This window comes from Bdellovibrio sp. HCB2-146, assembly GCF_047345725.1.
Classification (GTDB): Bacteria; Bdellovibrionota; Bdellovibrionia; order Bdellovibrionales; family Bdellovibrionaceae; genus Bdellovibrio.
The window spans coordinates 1,564,767-1,582,586 of the sequence record NZ_JBLEQP010000001.1 but is presented as its reverse complement, the minus strand read 5'-3'; the positions used below and the strand labels follow the sequence as shown (position 1 = coordinate 1,582,586).

The window sequence follows — 17,820 nt, the reverse complement described above, 5'->3', positions numbered from 1 at the left end:
CTAACTCTAGACCCCCACTTTACACACTGCTAGAATAGGGGCTCGTTAAAGGAGCCCCCTCAGTGTTAAAAAAGATTCTTCTCCTCTTTGTCGGCCTTTTCTTGGTCGGTGTGCTTGGCATCTATCTGGCAATTCAATCTGTCAAATCAAGTTTGCCACAATTAATCACAGTCAAAGACTACGAGCCACTGTTGGTGAGTCAGGTTTATGATCGCAACGGGAAAAAGATCGGCGAGTTCTTTCGTGAACGCCGCACTTTGGTTCCTTACGAAAAAATTCCGAAAAACTTAGTCAATTCATTCCTCGCTGCAGAAGACGATCAGTTCTTCCAACATAAAGGAATCAATCCTCAAGCTATTTTCCGTGCGGCGCTTGCCAATCTTCGTGCGGGTCGTTCGGTTCAAGGGGGATCGACGATCACACAACAGGTTGCAAAAACATTGCTCCTTTCTTCGGAAAAAACTCTCACTCGTAAGTTGCGCGATATCCTACTCGCCATCGAGATGGAGAAAAACTTATCTAAAGAAGATATCTTGTACCTTTACCTGAATCAGATTTACTTTGGTCAAGGTGCTTACGGTATCGAACAAGCTGCTCAAGTTTACTATCGTAAAACAGTTTCAGAACTCACACTTCCAGAAATGGCGATCCTTGCGGGTCTTCCCCAAGCGCCAAGCGGATACAGCCCAGTCAGAAACCCTCTGCGAGCGAAAGAACGTCAGATGTACACGCTTCGTCGTATGGCGGATGTTGGCTACATCACCAAAGATGAAGCTGAAGCGGCAATCAAAGAACCTGTGAAAGTATATGTTCGCGAAACCTACGAAGAGTTCGCTCCCTTCTTTTTAGAAACAGTTCGTCAGTTGCTCGTTGCTCAATTGGGCGAGAATATGGTTCTAGATAAGGGTCTGCGCATTTACACAAGCCTTGATCTCGACAAGCAAAAGGCCGCACAAGAGTCTATGGTTGCGGGACTTAAAAGTTTAGATAAACGCCAAGGCTATCGTGGTCCTCTTAAAAACATCGCAGGTGACGACGTTGAGGCCTTCTTAAAAGAAAACCAACGCAAACTTATTTTAGAGTCGACTCCAGAGCGCATCATCATGCCGGATGGTAAGTTTGCTGAGATCACTCCGCAAAAAACTGACAAGCATCATCCGCTTCTGCCTGCTTTCGTCAAATTGAAAGACACTGTGGAAGGAGTTGTGGAAAAAGTCGATGACACTCTTGGTTTAGTTTATGTGCGCCTCCCAGATGCAAAAGGTCTGATCGATCTTGATTCTATGACATGGGCTCGTAAACCAGATCCAGAAGTTCGTTGGGATGCAGTCCCTCTAAAGAAACCTTCCGATGCTCTTAAGCAAGGTGACGTGATTCTTACTAAGATCGTCAGTGAAAAATTCTCTTCGTCTCGTTTGGAAAAAAAGAAAGTCGCAATTCCCGATGGTGATTATCTTGAACTGGAACTTGATCAAGAGCCACTTGTTGAAGGGGCATTGATTTCATTTGATCAACAAACACAAGACATTTTAGCAATGGTCGGCGGATCTAACTTTGCAAAAAGTGAATTCAACCGCGCGATTCAGGCTCCTCGTCAAACAGGCTCTTCTTTCAAAGCAATCGTTTATGCCTCTGCTTTGGACAAAGGCTACTCCCCTGCAACTCCAATCATGGATGCACCGATTGTATTTGAAGAAGGTGGTTCAGCGGCATCGGGCGATGCTGAAGGCCAAGGCGATCCAAAAGTTTGGAAACCATCGAACCACTCGAAAAGTTTCGGTGGCGATATCATGTTCCGAAATGCCCTTGTTCAATCACTTAATATTCCGACTGTAAAAATCATTGAAGACGTCGGCGTACCTTGGGCAATGGAATACGCAAAGCGTTTGGGAATTTACAGTCCACTTAATCCTGACTTTACATTGGCACTAGGTTCAAGCTCAGTGACTTTGTATGAGATGACAAAAGCTTTCTCTGAGTTCGGTCGTCTCGGTCGTCGCATCAGCCCGCTTTTGATTCACAAAGTTCAAGATGCAAATGGCAAAAGCCTTTTGCAGGAAGTGTCTTTAGATAAACGCTTTGAAAAAGAAGTTCATACGATTGATGAAGATTATGAAAAACGTCGTAAGGAATATCTTGAAATCGCAAAAGATGCGGCAAAGCTGGAAGAGTATAAAAAGAAAGAACCAAAAACGTCTTTGTTGAATGAGCATATCTTCTTTGAAGATCCAGATCAGTTGATCAAACCAACAACTGCTTATCTGATGACTTCGATGTTAAGAGGTGTTGTTGAAGATAAAAACGGAACTGGTGGTCGAGCTCGCGCACTTGGTCGCGAAGTTGCTGGTAAAACCGGAACAACGAATAACTACTATGACGCGTGGTTTATCGGTTACACAGCACAGATTTCTACGGGCGTTTGGGTGGGCTTTGACAAAGAGAAAAGCATCGGCAAAGGCGAGGTCGGTGGACGTGCGGCGTTACCTATATGGGTAGATTACATGAAAGCAGCTCACGAGAACCTTCCGCAGATGACTTTCCCAGTTCCAGACGGTATCGTATTTGCGAATATTGATAGTGAAACTGGTAAGCTGGCTTCAGCATCGACGAAAAATATTCTTCGTCAAGCTTTCGCAGAAGGTAGCGAACCAACTGCTGCCTCGAACAAAGCTGAAGAAGCCACTGACTTTTACAAACAGGATCTCTCTGAATGAAGGATATTCACCTCTGGGGGGTGAAACAAAACAATCTCAAAAACATCGAGGTTAAAATTCCGGTGGGTTCACTCACCGTGATTTGTGGCCCGAGCGGGTCAGGGAAATCATCCTTGGCTTTTGAGACTCTTTTTGCCGAAGGCCAACGCCGCTTCATCGAGAGTATGTCAAACTATGCGCGCCAGTTCCTGAACAAGGCGCCTAAGCCTGACATCGAAGGCATCAATAATATTCCGCCTGCAATTTCTATCGAACAAAAAAATAGCGTGAAGAGTTCTCGATCCACTGTTGGCACAACAACAGAGATCATCGATTACCTTCGTTTGTTATTTGAGAAAATGGGGCGTTCTTACTGCCCGATTCATCACTGCCCCACTGAAAAAGAAAGTGTCACCGAAGCGACTGACAAAGTAATTAAGAACTTTGCTGGTAAACGCGGTTACATTCTGGTCGAGATTTCTGCTGAAGGTCGCGTGGCTGAAGGCAAAAAACTTCATTCGCTGCTTTTGCAAGACGGATACTTGCGTATCTATCTTCCAAAGGTAGAGGCGAAAAAACCTGCCGCGGCTAAAACGGCCAAAAAAGCTTCTAAAAAAGTAAAAGTCGAAGTGGTTCCTGCTGTGGCTTCTTCTCCAGTGACATCTGAGGAGATGGGCACTGTGGTTGAAATCACCGATGCCGCGGCCATTAAAAAAGGGCTTCCGAAAGAGACCTTTTACTTAGTTATTGATCGTATGAGCTTTAACGAAGACGAGCGCGGTCGTATTGCCGACTCTCTGACTCAAGCTTACGAAGCAAGCATCAAATACAATACACATCTAGTGACTCGCAAAGCGACGATTCTTTCAACAGAAGGTCAACGCTTGCAGGTCAGTGAAGAAGCTTCGTGTCCTGTGTGTGGTTACACGCCGCCGCCATTAAGCTCTCGTCTTTTTAGTTTCAATTCCCCAATTGGAGCCTGCCCGACTTGTAAAGGTTTCGGAAACATCTTGGATGTGGATGAATCGAAAGTCGTGCCGAATCCAAATTTAAGTTTGGCGCAAGGAGCACTCAGTCCGTTCTGGATGCCAAGTGCGGCGCATGAAAAAAAGCAACTTCTCGCATACTGTAAAAAAGCGAAGATCGATGTACACACACCGTGGAGAGAACTTCCTAAAGAACACCGTGAGGTGATCTGGAACGGAAATAAAGAATTCTTCGGCGTAAAAGGTCTTTTTGAGTACCTTGATCAAATTAAATATAAAATGCACGTGCGCGTTTTTATCGCGCGCTTCCGCAGTCCCTTTATTTGCCCAACATGTAAAGGCTCTCGCCTACGCGAAGAAGCTCAGCATGTTTTGATTTCTAATACCAATATTCACCAGTTGTCGTCGATGACGATCGAAGAACTCACTGCTTTCTTCCAGAAATTGGAAGTCACTCCTTATCAACAAGAAGTGGCTGGTGAAGTTCTTAAGCAAATTCGTTCACGCCTCGAATTTTTGATGCGCGTTGGGGTTCATTATCTTTCCTTAGGTCGTGAAACCAGAACTCTTTCTGGTGGTGAGTATCAGCGATTGATTTTAGCGAACCAATTGGGCATGGGACTTTCGCAGACATTGTATGTTCTCGACGAACCAACAGTGGGCTTGCATCCTCGCGATAATGATCGATTGATTTCAATCCTTAAAGATCTCAAAGAACTTGGTAACACATTGGTTATCGTCGAACACGATCACGATGTGATCAAGGCTTCAGAAAACATCATCGAGATGGGACCAGGATCTGGATATCTTGGTGGACAAGTCGTTTATGAAGGAACAACCAAGGAATTCTATAAATTTCCACAATCAAATACAGTTCCTTATTTGTTGCCTCAAAAGAAAACGGCTCTGCGCACGATTCGTCCGGTTGATGTTAGCAATTACAAAGTAAAACTGGAGCTTAAAGGAGCTAAAGGCCACAACCTTAAAAATCTTGATGTGGTCATTCCTTTAAACCGCTTAGTAACTGTCACCGGCGTCAGCGGCTCAGGTAAGTCGACGTTGATTTCTAAGACATTGTATCCAGCATTGGCTCGCGCTCTTGATATCGATTATCTTCCTGCGCAAGACTATGCAGGTCTTGATGGCACTGAGCACGTGAAAAACGTTTTGCTCATTGATCAGTCACCGATTGGAAAATCGGCGCGCAGTTCGCCGATCACTTATCTGAAAGCATTTGATGCTATTCGCAGCATCATGGCAACAACTCAGGAATCTCAATCTCGCGGTTATACGCCCGGAACATTCAGTTTGAATGTGGATGGGGGTCGTTGTCCTGCATGTAAAGGTACGGGTTACGAGGAAATCGACATGATGTTTATGGATAACGTCGTGATTCCTTGTGATGTCTGCGATGGAAAAAAATATCGCCCTGAAATTCTGGAAGTGAAATACAAAGACCGCAACATTCACGAAATCCTGTCAATGACTGTCAGTGAAGCGATGAACTTCTTTGTGGCACATCCAAATATTCGAAAACCACTCAGCGTTCTTAAAGAAGTCGGCTTAGACTATTTACAATTGGGCCAACCAGCGAACTCACTGAGCGGTGGCGAATCTCAGCGTCTTAAAATCGCCAAAGAGCTTTCACAGGTTCAACAGAAGTCCACCCTGTACATTCTGGACGAGCCGACCACAGGTCTGCACTTCCGCGAGGTCGACTTACTGATGAAAGTTTTGAATAAATTAATCGAAAGCGGCGGCAGCGTCGTTGTAGTCGAGCACAACCTCGATGTGATCCGCAGCTCTGATTATATCATTGACCTGGGTCCCGAAGCGGGTAAAAAAGGCGGAAACATTGTCGCCCAAGGATCTCCTGACGAGATCATGAAGGTTAAAAAGAGCCTTACCGGGCAGTATCTCAAACGCTATCTTGAAGAGTCATAATGAAGAAATTAATACCTATAGAAATCCAAAAGCTCCTCGGCGAAGTTAAAGAGTACAAAAGATATATCTACGTCGTGGCAGTTACTGGAATTCTTTATGCCCTGGCTTACAGTCAGTTTGCGTTGATTATCAAATCTCTGTTCGACAACCTCCAATCTGGCAAACACGACGAACTGATGAAGCTGCTTCCAATTGCATTGGGGCTGACTTTGGTTTCTGCCGTTTCCCGCTATTACCATATTTATTTAATGAACTATGTCGCAGAATCCGTAGTTCAGCGTATCCGCCAGAAACTGCAACAAAAGTTCATGCACTTAAGTTTGTCATTCCATAATTCTTACGTGACGGGTTCGGGCGGTCTACTTAGCCGTATCACAAATGACGTGCGTATTATTCAAGATGGTTTGCGCTTAGTGGCCGACGTATTCTTGTACCCTTTACTTCTTATTGGTTTGATCGGAAACCTTTTGGTCATCGACTGGAAGCTGACGTTGTTTGCCACTTTAGTTACGCCTCTAATTGCGATGCTCTTGAAATCCGTTTCCCGCAGCATGAAAAAATACGTGCCGCAAGAGCGCGTAGCTATGGAACACATTACATCGACAATTAAAGAGAGCTTGGATGGCGTTCGCATCATCCAATCGTTCAATCTTGAAAAAGAAATGGGCGATAAACTCGTGAAGCAATCTGACGAGTATCTGGCGATTCGCAAAACCGTCTACTCACGCCAAGAAGCTGCGGGTCCGGTTACAGAATTTATCGCAACAGCTTTGCTTCTGACGATCTTGGGTTATACAAGCTTTCAGTTGGCGCATGGACAAGGTTCTGCCGGTGTGTTTGTCGGCTTCGTCACATCACTCTTGATGTTGAACGCACCGATTAAAAAAATCCAAGAGGCCATCGTCCGCCTCAATGATATCACGATTTCCTTGCAACGGATTTACTCTATCATCGATTCTCCAGAAGAAGTTCCGCAAAAAGCGGATCCAAAACCATTCCCTAAAGACTGGCAGAAGATTGTCTATAAGAATGTGACCTTCAGCTATGGCAAAGAGATGATTCTTAAAGGCATCGACCTTGAGATTAAGCGCGGGGAAGTTGTGGCTCTTGTTGGTGCCAGCGGCAGTGGTAAGTCGACGATCGTCAATCTTATCGAAAGATTTTTTGATGCAACGACAGGAACGATTTCCTTCGATAACACAAATATCTTGGATATCGACCTGAAAGATTTGCGCCGTAACGTTGCTCTGGTCACTCAAGATGTCTTCCTCTTCAGTGATACTATTGAGCGCAATATCCAAGCTGGTGATTTTGATCGCAACAAAGAAGATGTTTCTAAAATGGCAAAACTTGCCAATGCCCACGACTTTATCATGAAGATGCCTCAGGGCTATCAAAGCCGTGTCGGTGATCGCGGAAACTTGCTTTCAGGTGGTGAAAAGCAACGTATCAGTATCGCACGTGCGATGTTTAAAGATGCGCCGTTGTTGATTCTTGACGAGGCAACAAGTGCTCTCGATACAGCTAGTGAGATCGAAGTTCAAAAAGGTATTGATCACTTGATGGAAGGCCGCACAGCACTTGTGATCGCTCACCGTCTTTCCACTATCCAAAAAGCTGACAAAATTGTTGTTCTTCGCGAAGGCAAGATTGTCGAAATCGGAACACACCAAGATCTAATCTCTAGACAGGGTGAATACTTCCGCTTCCACAGCCTGCAACACACTTAAGTTCTTTTTAGCGCTTCAAAACGAGAAAGTACTGGATGATGGTCCAGTACTGCCGTCTTTTTCGACACTCTCCCTCAAGTTCGTCTACTTTCTTGACGATAAAACTATCGACAGTTTTTACGTTCATTTGAAAGGAACAGACTATGATTAATTGGGATGAGTTTGAACATATACATGTGATCAATAAGCTCAAACAGATTCTCGGAGCGTGGTGGAACATCGACGTGGTCTTTACAGACGAGCGTGGAACCCTAAAGGGTTATGATTCCGACAAAGCTCAGTTTGCAAACCCTGCTGTTGCAGCTCTTTTGAAAAAAGAAGCTGGTCAACAAAGCATCGCGGAACTTGCAACAAGAACTCTTGAAGATCTTCGCACTTCACAAAATCGTTTCAGCCTGCGCAAGTGGGATATGGTTGGTTTTGATGTCGGTATCTTCCCTATCATGATCGACAACGATTGTGTCGGTACAGTGATGGCTTTTGGTTTCTTCCGTGATGCAAACTTCAGCTCACGCCTTCAAGAAATCCGCGACCGTTTGGCTGCTTTTGGTATGTCAGGCGAGGTGATTGAAAAATCTTTGGGCAAATTGAAGTACATCGACGATTCAGAGCGCACTCACTTCTGTGAACTTTGTGAACTGGTTGCTCAAGAAATCGTAACTCTTCACCTTGAGATCACATCTCGTGAAGATCGTATCAAAGAATTGAATAAAGAACTTGGTAACAGATTTAAATACGACAACATGATCGGTAAATCTAAACCAATGCAATCTTTGTATGCACTTTTGGATAAAATCAAAGGCGCTGATTCAACAGTGCTTGTACAAGGTGAGAACGGTACTGGTAAAGAATTGATCGCAAAATCAATCCATTACAACTCAACTCGTAAAGACAAGCCTTTCGTTATCCAAAACTGTTCAGCGTTCAATGACAACCTCTTGGAATCTGAACTTTTCGGTCACATCAAAGGATCGTTCACTGGCGCTCTTAAAGACAAAAAAGGTCTTTTCGAAATGGCAGACAAAGGAACGTTCTTCCTGGATGAGATCGGTGACACTTCACCACAAATGCAAGTTAAGCTTCTTCGCGTATTGCAAGAAGGTACTTTCATGCCAGTCGGTGCGACAGAGTCACGTAAAGTTGACGTTCGTATCGTAGCGGCGACAAACAGAAACCTTCGTGAGATGGTTGAACAAGGTACATTCCGTGAAGACTTGTACTACCGCTTGAATGTTATCAACATCCGCGTTCCACCTCTTCGTGAAAGAAAAGAGGACATCCCTTTCCTAGTGGATTTCTTCCTTAACAAAATTCACGAACAAAGCCCGGGTTCTCCAAAGCGCCAGATCACGAAACGTGCTCTTGAAAAGCTTTACGACTATCCGTTCCCAGGTAATGTGCGTGAGCTGCAAAATGAAATCGAAAGACTTGTTGTTCTTTCAGGCGAAGAACCAAAATTAATGGCAGAACTTCTTTCTCCAAAAATTTTGGAAGCTGGCGAAAAGAACAAAGTTCAAGGCTCTCGCTTGCAAGGTAAATTGAAAGATGCTCTTGAGGACCTTGAGCGCGAAATGATTCGCGAGGGTCTCCGCAGAACGGGTTGGAATAAATCCAAGCTTGCAAAAGAATTGGGTATCAGCCGCGCGGGTCTTATCATGAAGGTTGAAAAATACGGCCTTGATAAACGTAAGATCGCTCGTTAATCAGATCTCTAAATAACAACAAAAAGCCCAAGGCGAAATCCTTGGGCTTTTTGTTTTTGAGCGACGTTAGCTGATGACGGAGTTTGCAATATCGAACGTCACCAGAGGCATATGCAGGCGCACTAAAGTTCCACGCTTTATACCATCGTGATCTTTTTCCCAAGAGAACACTTCAATTGCGCCTCCCATGAGCTGCAAATATTCTTTCACGAGGGGCATTCCATATCCGGTTCCCGTTTCACCAAAGGTTCCCGAGCGGGAAGTTTTGTAGTTCACACTAAAAAGGTTCTCCAGAATGTCTGGTGGAATCCCAATGCCATAATCTTGGATCTCAATGACAACGGAATCCTTCGAAGGATACGCACGCAAATCAATTTGCTCCCCCGCATATGAAAACTTAATTGCATTCGTGAGGAGATTTAATAAAACCACATTGCTTAAGATCGTCTTATCGCCCTTCACCCACATTTTTTCCCGCGGAATATCAAAGAAAAGTTTGATCCCCTTCTGCTGGGCCAAGCCTTCTACTTTCTCGTAAACCTCATGTAAAATCATCGTCAGCGAAATGCCTTTCAGAGGAAGCGGGCTTTTGCCATCTTTGATAGACTTCATATGACGGACTTGAAAAATCAAGGTGTTGATATTATCCATCGCTTTTTCGATCTTATCTATTTCAGCAGATGATGTCGGGTTTTGATTTTCCTCTTTGTGACGAACCAAATCGTACGTCATCTGTGATAAGGTATTTGCAATGTCATGCAAGAGAACGCGCAAGAGATTTTCCACATTGGTATTTTTTTGTAAAAGCTGAGCCGCGACCCGCACTTCACGTTTGTGATAGTAGCGCGCTGTCACTGACGCAAAAACGATGAAACCACAGAGATTGATGATCTTTTCAAGTTTTGGAATTCCATATTGCTCGATAAGATTCGGTCCGATGCCGTTTAAATTTGTATAAACGAAAATCGCGAGCGTCGTGAACACCACCAAATATCCTACCGCAGCTCCCCTTTTTCCTAAGAGGATTCCCAGTACCAGTGGAACGGCGGCCAACCACAAAAGGCCCGGAGCTTCGAGACCTCCTGCTAAAAATACAAGAATCAAAGTTAACAATGTCGTGAGTGAACAAAGAGCAATCGCCGCTGCTTTATAACTTTTCGTATAGCGAACGAATGCCGGCGGTACCGCCATCATCAAAATCCACAGGGGAATGAGCAGTCCATTATAATCTGGAACTCCGTATTCAACATTGAAACGCACGATGTAGAAAAGGGTATTGAATCCAGTCAGGGCATACACCATTTTCAGATACGCCCATTTGTTCCGCGAAATTTCTTCCATTGAGAATTGATCCACAGACATACTTTTCTATATCGGACTTTCGTACTGAAGCGCTTAGCTGCGTTTCCTTAATGTAATGTCCTTCATCGTCACCACCCTAAATTTATTACCCGTATGATCGAAACTTAGCGGGATTTTAAGGTCTCCTAAGGCCCTCGACCATGGTCCAAAAATGAGACCTAAGCTCCTAAAATAAAAGGGTTTTTACCGCTGTGTCTCATCTTGGCACTGGTCTTGTATTAGAAGGAGTTCGAGTAAGGGGTAAGTGGTATATGCAGAACTCAACTTTGGACAGTTCTTTCGTCAACAGATTGAAAGAGATTCTGGCCAGTCGCTATGGGAAGGGTCTTCAAATTCGTCAATTGATGGATTTGGCAGAGGTATCTGATGAACAGGAAGTATTCACGCGGGGGCGTGATTTGCACATTCCTATTCGTGTTAATGGGGCATTCTTAGGAACGGCCGTTGTGCCTTCTGCGGATGATCTCAATGAAGAAAAAAAGCAGGGCGTGACTCAATTAGTCCGCATGGTACTGGAGCCTGCTATGTACAAATGGTACCTCGAGCAACGCGAAGCTAATCTGACAGAGCTTAACAAAGCCCAGGTAAATTTCGATAACGTTGCAGTTTTCGGTGACGATCCCATGCCAACGATTGATGAAATCTTGGAGGAGATGCCCCTTAAACAAAACGAAGGTCCAGGCACGGAGTTGATCTCCAACCTCATTCACCTTGAGGGATCTTCTGAAACTTCCAACAAAAAGGTCGCTTTACAATTGCATGAGCTGACGGACCGTTGGGCGTTTGTTCCATTCAACGATATCAAGGGCCAACTTCATTCGGCATTTGATATCGCAAAAATGGGAGCGATGACGATTTTCATCGAAAAAATCGAAGCTCTGAACCAACCTGAGCAGGAACTATTGTTAGATTACCTCAGTGAAGAGCGTTTTGCCGATGAGCCTTTGATCATCACGAGCTCTCAATTGAGTTTTAAGGAACTTCAGTCATCAGCGCTTGCGTCTAGCTTGCTTGATGAAGTGAGCATTAACACCTTTGAAGTCGACAGAGCTCCTCTGACTTCAAGTGCGCTCAAGGAAGTTCTTGAGTTGTTCTTCCTAAAAGATCAACCGCTCAATTCTTAAATCATTAGTCCTTGATAAACTCATGTGTGTCTGTGAGAATTTTTCTTATGGTCACACATGATGAATTTCTAAATCCGTTTCTCTCTAACATTCTAAAATCGAATGCCTACAAAGTTTTTACTTTGGCAGGTGATGCGTCCAACCGACGCTATTATCGTATCGTCCTGGATAATCAATCCTGGGTGTTGATGAGATGGGATCCGTTTGATCCGAATAACTATCCGTTCCTTAGCGTCTTAAATCACTTCGCAAAAAATGGTGTGCATGTTCCCGAGGTTGTGGGCATGTCTCCGAAAGAAGGCCTTGTTCTTCTAGAAGACTTAGGTGACCTCACTTTGGAGCGAAAATTCTGGGAAAGCCAAAACCAACAAGGTTCGATGGACTTTTATGAGATGGCAATTGATGAGATCGTTAAAATCCATCACCCAGCGACTCTGGATAAATCTGACTGTACAGCTTTCAAAATTGAATTCAATACTGAGAAGTTTTTGTGGGAAATGAATTACGGCAAAGACAATCTCATTTGCGGCATCTTGAAATTTAATTTCAACGAAAAAGGTGCCAAGGAAATCAACGATATCTTCCTCGATATCTGTACAAAGCTGGATAAAGAACCAAAACGCATCGCTCACCGTGACTATCACTCACGAAACTTGATGATTAAGCTTGATAAGATGACAGTAATTGACTTCCAAGATGCACGCTTGGGACCGATTCAATATGACCTTGTCAGTTTGTTGCGCGATTCTTATGTCGATATGAACGATTCAATGGCGAAAACTTTGACGGATATGTATTTGGCAAAATCCAAAGAGTATTTACCGAAAGATTTCTCGCGCGAGCATTTCGATCGCATCTATGAATTGCAATCTATCCAAAGATGCTTCAAAGCTTGCGGTAGTTTCGCAAGTTTCTATCATTTGCGCCAAGACCGTCGTTATCTTAAATATCTTTCAGGCACTTTGCGACGTGTGATGAAAGCAATCAATGAGTTTCCAGAATACAAAATCTTTGCCGATGTTTTGATTGATTCCGGTGCTCTTGAGAGAAAGTACGAATCACTATGAATCTCATGCTTCTGGCGGCGGGTGAAGGGACAAGACTTCGCCCCTACACTTTGACTTTGCCAAAACCTGCGATTCCTTTTTTGAATGTTCCAATCGCCGCGCACTCACTGCGTTTTTTGGGTAATATCCAAATCAACAAGCTTGTGGTGAATACGTTTCATCTTGCTCCTGAAATTGAAAAACTTTTTAAACGCCTTCCTCATCGGGCCCGCGAACTTCATTTCTCGCATGAAGTAGGAGAAATTTTGGGAAGTGGCGGCGGACTTGGTAATGCACGTGCGCACTTTAAAGGTGGTGGCGATTTTATTTGGATGAATGGTGATGAACTAATTCTTCCAAAAGATCTGGACATCATTGAAAAGGTCGTGGCTTACCACAAAAAAACCGAAGCTCTAGCAACGATCGTTGTTATCAAGCACCCTGAAGTCGGAACCAAATTTGGCGGCGTTTGGGCAAATAGCGAGAACCAGGTTAAAACTTTTGGTCGTGAGCGTCCTGCCACTGGAGAAACGGGTTGGCATTTTATCGGTGTTCAAATCTTGTCTGAAAAAGTTTTTCAGTACATTCCAGAAAAAGGCCCTTCAAATATTCTTTACGACGCATTAGTGGCTGGAATTCAGGCAGGCGAAAAAGTGCAAGTCTATCCGATTGAATGTCGCTGGTTTGAAACGGGAAATCCGGAAGACTATATGAAAGCGACCTCTGAGTGCGCCAAGATCCTTTTTGAGGAAGCAAACGTAGAGAAGACTTCATTAGAAACAAGCTTTGCAAAGTACATGAGCGCTCGCCCGCAGCTTCAGAAATTCAAAGGTGCTTCTTTGATCTATTCTTCCGATGCGATTATTGATCCATCTTCTGAATTTAAGGGCTTTATCTGTGCCGGAGAAGGTTCTGAGATTTCTGCGGACTGTAAGTTGGAAAATGTGATTGTGGGTGCGGGCGTAAAAGTTCCGCCGGGCACCCAAGCTTCAAATACACTACTTCTTTAATGCAAGGTCAGAGTCCGAATAAAAGGACTCTTGGCTTTCTTTCACTTTATATCGTCGAGTCATCATCAGGAAAATACTATCAGCGGAAACACCAATTGGTTCACCGTTGTAGTTTTTTTGCATGCCTGCAAGACTTGATGGATCGCGATCATGACCACCCATTCCTGAACCTGCACCCATTCCAGCACCACCCATGCCGCCGGCATAAGGATCTGTTGCTGAAGCTGTCGACGCTGAACCACCGCCGCTACCACCACCAGCATCTGCATAACCGTTCGCTTCAGTCATTGCACCCAATTTGACTTTGGATACTTTGGCTTCCGCTCTTGCAGCTGCTTTTTCGGCATATGCATATGCACCATCAATCAAACCTGATGGAAATCCTGCAGCCGCCATTGCTTCTTTGGAAGCGAAGTCAGAAGTTTTATATGTTTTACCACCAACTTTGAGCGTTCCTGTTTTTGGATTGTAAACACCTGACTTCTCAAGATTTTTCAGAGTGTTTTGTCCCACTTGAGTTTCTTTGGCAATCGTAGGGTCCGAGATACCGCCACCTGTTTCATACAAGTCATTGTAACCGTCGGATTGGTTGCTTGTAAGACCTGCGGTACCCGCGGTTTTTCCGTGCGCTCCACCTTGCATGAATGACAAGATTCCCATTCCCAACAACACCACGCCCGCAGCAACTGTTGGAGGATTGCTACTTGAAACCATCGATGTTCCTGCCACCGTCAAAGCAGTACCGACCAGCATCGACATCATTTGACCTTTGGAGTTGGCGTCACCCGCTTTATTAGCCGAATCATTGACTGCTGGAGTTCCTGCACCAGCACCGGATAAAGGATTTCCCTTCGGTTGAGTTGCCGTCTCTTTTTCTCCTGAGACAGCTATTGCATCTCCAAAAGAAACTGATGGCGACAAAGCAGTACTTGCGACAAAAATTCCACAAACAAAATACTTTAAGATTCTCATCATCAACCTCTAGTTTCCTAAGAGTGTACTTTTATTATCTATGTAGCGATCTCTCACTTTTTCCCAATTTGATTTTCCAGCTTGGCCGGTTACATCTTTTGGTGTGAGCGCCTGACCAGCAAGTCCACGCGCAGGATCTTTTGATCCACCCGGAAGATAGTTGCGATAGCCAGAACCACTTCCTGACTCTTCACTACCGCCATAACCGCCGTATCCTCCACCGCCACCACCACCAGTGCCAGAAAGAATGTCTGTATTAAGGCCGGCTTTTCCGCCACCACCTTTTTCACCCACTCCACCGCCGCCACCGCCCGTGGATCCACCAAGGCCTGAGCCTCCACCACCGACAGGAGCACCAATACCGCCACCAGAGTCGCCGCTTGAACTTGCAAGGTTCTCACCCATTGTTGAAGCAGAATCTCCACCAGGAAGATTCACCCCTCCCGGATCTCCACCCGAAGCGATTGTTGGACTGACCGCTTGTCCCTGTCCTGCGTTTGCTTCACCGACTGAAGAAAGACCATTTGAGCAACCTGCCGTGCGAGGATTTGCTAAACAGATACACTCCGGTAAATTTGCGTTTGCAGCGTCCGCACATTTTTCTGTAAGAGAGGCCGTTTGTGTTCCGGCGTCAGAGTCTTCTTCACAACTTTTTGAGTCGCCCGCAGCTTTCTTTAAGTTCGCAAGACCCAGCGCCGCTGATCCCAATAAGGCCACATATTGAGTGGTACATCTTTCAGTTTTTTTAGCGATTGAAGTCTGGAGATTCAGGTTTAGTTCTTTATCAATTCTTGCCAAAAGGTCCTGCTTCGCCGAACCCGTATTTAAAATACCATTACAACTGTTATATCGAACTGTTGTCGGAGGCATTGGAGAGTCTGCACACTTCGAAACCGGAACGAGTTTTTTCATAGTTTCAAGGCCGCCACGTGCAGCAACGCAACTTAAGGCACACGCCGATCTCCACAATCCGCATTGCGCGGAATAGGCAGTCAAAGCCGCACTACCAATGTTCATAATTTTACCCATAGTGCTACAAGAGTCCGTAACAGATGCGAGACCACTTGTCGAAGCAAGCATATTAATGCTCGAAAGAGCATTTTGAAGATCTGAGTTATTTGTTTCTAAGCACCAAGTTGCAGCGGAAGCCTGTTTATCAATACAGTTCTGCCAATTACTTGCATACTTCTGATATGCCGCTACTACGGCCTTCGAGTTGTCGACTGAAAATGTAGCGTCCTGTTGATAGATCAATCTAACGAGTTCAGTGATAATTTTATTCGAATCATCCAAACCAACAGGAGTCGCGGCAGCTTTATCTTCGGCAGGATTTGAGCCACCAAATAAACCAGAGAACAAATTTCCTATATTGCTAAGTGCTCCACTGGCATTACCACCACTCTTCTCAGCACCTGTAGAATCCATTTCACCTTTTTTGCGACTTCCACCACTTGTTGAAGAGCCCTTCTTTGAAGAACCTAAAGCAGCATCGGCAAAAACCGGCGTGGGTATGGCCAGTGCAATAGAAATAGTTGCCGATAAAACAAATGTTTTCAGTCCCGCCATAGGTTCCCCCATAGACAATTTATCGGAAATTTTCTCTCCAGACTTAAGTAAGTCCCAAGGATGACAGCAGAAATTTAAGTTAATGGGGGGTTATCTAGGGAACACTGTCTCAGATTGAAACAGCTTTGCTTGGATCGGTCACAATAAAGATCTCAATTCGGCGGTTCATCGCCTTGTGCTCCTCAGTATCGTTGGGAACAATTGGTTTTTGATCACCATAAGAAAGCGATACAAATCTTTTCGGGTCCATCTTATGAACTTTAACTAAATAGCGAACAACTGCGGAAGATCGACCACCCGCAAGTTCCCAGTTACTTGGATACTGCGAATCCTGCATCGGTGTATCGTCAGTGTGGCCTTCGATAATGATGCGACGATCATTGGATTTCAAAATCTCAGCAAGCTTATCTAATGAACTTAAAGCACCGGCGCGAAGTTTAGCTGAACCTGGAGTAAAAAAAGTCGAAGCCGCGAGTGAAATTTTCACGCCGACAGCATCATGATAAATATCCTGAATGGCCTTTTTCTTTTCATCACCATCCATCGACTTATCCAGAGATCTTTCCACATAGTCTTCCACTTCACGTGGTCCGCCTTTACGTGGAAAAGCACCCACCGGCATTTCTAAATCTGCCAATGTGTCTTCGATCGTATTGCCCTGTTTGTCTGTGCCGCCTTGGCCAACCAGATGGAAATTAAGTTTGATCGAATCTTCAAAGCTCTTTTGTTTTTCTTCATTCGCACTCGAAGTCGCATACATCACGACAAAGAAGGCAAAAAGCAACGTGATAAAATCAGCATAGGACACCAGCCAACGCTCATGATTTTCGTGCTCTTCGTGTTTCTTTCGTTTCGAAGCCATTTTTATGCTTCTTTTTGCAGATAAGAGTGTAGCTTCTGCTCAATAATCAGTGGATTCATATCGCTATCCACCAACAAACCACCCTCAAGGATCATTTGTTTTTCGCGACTAATATGCTGCGCTTGTTTTTTTAATTTATTTCCAAGAGGCAGAAAAAAGAGATTCGCTGAACTCACACCATAAACCGTCGCCACAAAGGCAACAGCGATACCTGCACCAAGTTTGCTGGTATCTGTAAGATTTCCCATAACGTGAATGAGACCCAACACCGCACCGATAATACCAATTGTCGGTGCAAATCCTCCGGCGTCCGTCCAAACTTTTGCACCCGACAAAAGTTCCTCTTCTTCGGTATGGATTTGGGTTTCAAAAATTTCGCGAATGGTTTCTTTGGGAACTCCGTCGATCAGATTTTTAAGAATGCCCTTCAAAAAAGGATCTTGAACAGAGGACAACCGAGGCTCTAACGCTAGAATATTTTCTTTTCTGACGAAGCGTGCGCAGTCGACGATTTCATGAATGCGTTCTTTCATTCGCGAAGGCTCTTTATGAAAAGCTTTTTTTGCGAGATTCATTCCCGTTTTCAAATCTTTTTCCGTACTTGAAACCATCACAGCTCCAATTGTTCCGGCCATCACGATGATGAACGCAGTCAATTGCAGCAGAGAGCTCATATGGCCCCCCTCCAGAAGATTCCCGATAATAATCCCACCAAAGCCTACACCGAGGCCAATCCACGTCGCTTTATCCATGTGAAAATGATGCCACACGCATTGAGCGCTGACACTTGGACCCAGTAAAGTCCTAGACTTTCTGCGGGTG

The 17,820-nt window shown here is 44.6% G+C and carries 13 protein-coding genes; 8 read left to right on the top strand and 5 right to left on the bottom strand.

Going from position 1 to position 17,820, the window contains the following annotated elements; translation table 11 throughout:
• Positions 1-62 precede the first annotated feature (62 nt).
• The 4 genes from ACLWOR_RS07775 to ACLWOR_RS07760 all read left to right on the top strand — a co-directional run bounded on the left by ACLWOR_RS07775 (position 63) and on the right by ACLWOR_RS07760 (position 9,056).
• The gene (locus ACLWOR_RS07775) at positions 63-2,714 is read left to right on the top strand and encodes a penicillin-binding protein 1A (protein WP_413940130.1); all 2,652 of its coding nucleotides are present in this window, start codon (positions 63-65) and stop codon (positions 2,712-2,714) included.
• Positions 2,711-5,623, top strand: coding sequence for an excinuclease ABC subunit UvrA (uvrA, locus tag ACLWOR_RS07770; RefSeq protein ID WP_413940129.1), 2,913 nt, complete (start codon positions 2,711-2,713; stop codon positions 5,621-5,623). Before ACLWOR_RS07775 ends, uvrA begins: the two co-directional genes overlap by 4 nt.
• Positions 5,623-7,353 (top strand): ABC transporter ATP-binding protein, encoded by a 1,731-nt coding sequence (locus ACLWOR_RS07765; RefSeq protein ID WP_413940128.1) that lies wholly within the window; start codon positions 5,623-5,625, stop codon positions 7,351-7,353. Before uvrA ends, ACLWOR_RS07765 begins: the two co-directional genes overlap by 1 nt.
• A gap of 143 nt (positions 7,354-7,496) precedes the next feature.
• The gene (locus ACLWOR_RS07760) at positions 7,497-9,056 is read left to right on the top strand and encodes a sigma 54-interacting transcriptional regulator (protein WP_413940127.1); all 1,560 of its coding nucleotides are present in this window, start codon (positions 7,497-7,499) and stop codon (positions 9,054-9,056) included.
• A gap of 66 nt (positions 9,057-9,122) precedes the next feature.
• On the opposite strand, the gene ACLWOR_RS07755 is transcribed toward ACLWOR_RS07760, so the two are convergent.
• On the bottom strand, positions 9,123-10,412 hold the full coding sequence (locus ACLWOR_RS07755; protein ID WP_413940126.1) for a sensor histidine kinase: 1,290 nt from the start codon (positions 10,410-10,412) through the stop codon (positions 9,123-9,125).
• A gap of 257 nt (positions 10,413-10,669) precedes the next feature.
• Here ACLWOR_RS07755 and ACLWOR_RS07750 point away from each other — a divergent pair, with 257 nt between their 5' ends.
• From ACLWOR_RS07750 to ACLWOR_RS07740, 3 genes are read left to right on the top strand one after another with little or no spacing between them, the layout of a single operon-like run.
• Complete coding sequence (locus ACLWOR_RS07750) at positions 10,670-11,542, top strand: hypothetical protein (protein ID WP_413940125.1); 873 nt, start codon at positions 10,670-10,672, stop codon at positions 11,540-11,542.
• Between the two features lie 47 nt (positions 11,543-11,589).
• Entirely contained in the window at positions 11,590-12,609 is a 1,020-nt protein-coding gene (locus ACLWOR_RS07745) for an aminoglycoside phosphotransferase family protein (protein WP_413940124.1), read from the top strand.
• Positions 12,606-13,598 carry a nucleotidyltransferase family protein gene (locus ACLWOR_RS07740; RefSeq protein ID WP_413940123.1) on the top strand — a complete coding sequence of 331 codons (993 nt, stop codon included), beginning with the start codon at positions 12,606-12,608 and terminating at the stop codon, positions 13,596-13,598. Before ACLWOR_RS07745 ends, ACLWOR_RS07740 begins: the two co-directional genes overlap by 4 nt.
• Here the strand turns inward: ACLWOR_RS07740 and ACLWOR_RS07735 are convergent.
• The 4 genes from ACLWOR_RS07735 to ACLWOR_RS07720 form a co-directional block, all read right to left on the bottom strand.
• Positions 13,587-14,573: a hypothetical protein gene (locus ACLWOR_RS07735; protein WP_413940122.1), complete on the bottom strand. Its 987-nt coding sequence runs from the start codon at positions 14,571-14,573 to the stop codon at positions 13,587-13,589. The two genes, ACLWOR_RS07740 and ACLWOR_RS07735, sit on opposite strands and share 12 nt — an antisense overlap.
• Before the next feature lie 6 nt (positions 14,574-14,579).
• Positions 14,580-16,136, bottom strand: a complete 1,557-nt coding sequence (locus ACLWOR_RS07730) for a hypothetical protein (protein ID WP_413940121.1) — start codon at positions 16,134-16,136, stop codon at positions 14,580-14,582.
• A 109-nt stretch (positions 16,137-16,245) separates the two neighbouring features.
• Complete coding sequence (locus tag ACLWOR_RS07725; RefSeq protein WP_413940120.1) at positions 16,246-16,998, bottom strand: OmpA family protein; 753 nt, start codon at positions 16,996-16,998, stop codon at positions 16,246-16,248.
• Between the two features lie 2 nt (positions 16,999-17,000).
• A complete protein-coding gene (locus tag ACLWOR_RS07720; protein WP_413940754.1) occupies positions 17,001-17,699 on the bottom strand; it encodes a flagellar motor protein in 699 nt (232 codons plus the stop codon).
• Between ACLWOR_RS07720 and ACLWOR_RS07715 the strand changes: the two genes are divergently transcribed.
• A complete protein-coding gene (locus ACLWOR_RS07715) occupies positions 17,673-17,798 on the top strand; it encodes a hypothetical protein (protein ID WP_413940766.1) in 126 nt (41 codons plus the stop codon). The two genes, ACLWOR_RS07720 and ACLWOR_RS07715, sit on opposite strands and share 27 nt — an antisense overlap.
• Positions 17,799-17,820: the final 22 nt, after the last annotated feature.

Coding starts and splice junctions, on each gene's coding strand:
- uvrA (WP_413940129.1), top strand. CDS start 2,711: ATGAAGGATATTCACCTCTGGGGGGTGAAACAAAACAATCTCAAAAAC.
- ACLWOR_RS07765 (WP_413940128.1), top strand. CDS start 5,623: ATGAAGAAATTAATACCTATAGAAATCCAAAAGCTCCTCGGCGAAGTT.
- ACLWOR_RS07760 (WP_413940127.1), top strand. CDS start 7,497: ATGATTAATTGGGATGAGTTTGAACATATACATGTGATCAATAAGCTC.
- ACLWOR_RS07750 (WP_413940125.1), top strand. CDS start 10,670: ATGCAGAACTCAACTTTGGACAGTTCTTTCGTCAACAGATTGAAAGAG.
- ACLWOR_RS07745 (WP_413940124.1), top strand. CDS start 11,590: ATGGTCACACATGATGAATTTCTAAATCCGTTTCTCTCTAACATTCTA.
- ACLWOR_RS07740 (WP_413940123.1), top strand. CDS start 12,606: ATGAATCTCATGCTTCTGGCGGCGGGTGAAGGGACAAGACTTCGCCCC.
- ACLWOR_RS07735 (WP_413940122.1), bottom strand. CDS start 14,573: ATGATGAGAATCTTAAAGTATTTTGTTTGTGGAATTTTTGTCGCAAGT.
- ACLWOR_RS07730 (WP_413940121.1), bottom strand. CDS start 16,136: ATGGCGGGACTGAAAACATTTGTTTTATCGGCAACTATTTCTATTGCA.
- ACLWOR_RS07725 (WP_413940120.1), bottom strand. CDS start 16,998: ATGGCTTCGAAACGAAAGAAACACGAAGAGCACGAAAATCATGAGCGT.
- ACLWOR_RS07715 (WP_413940766.1), top strand. CDS start 17,673: ATGGCCCCCCTCCAGAAGATTCCCGATAATAATCCCACCAAAGCCTAC.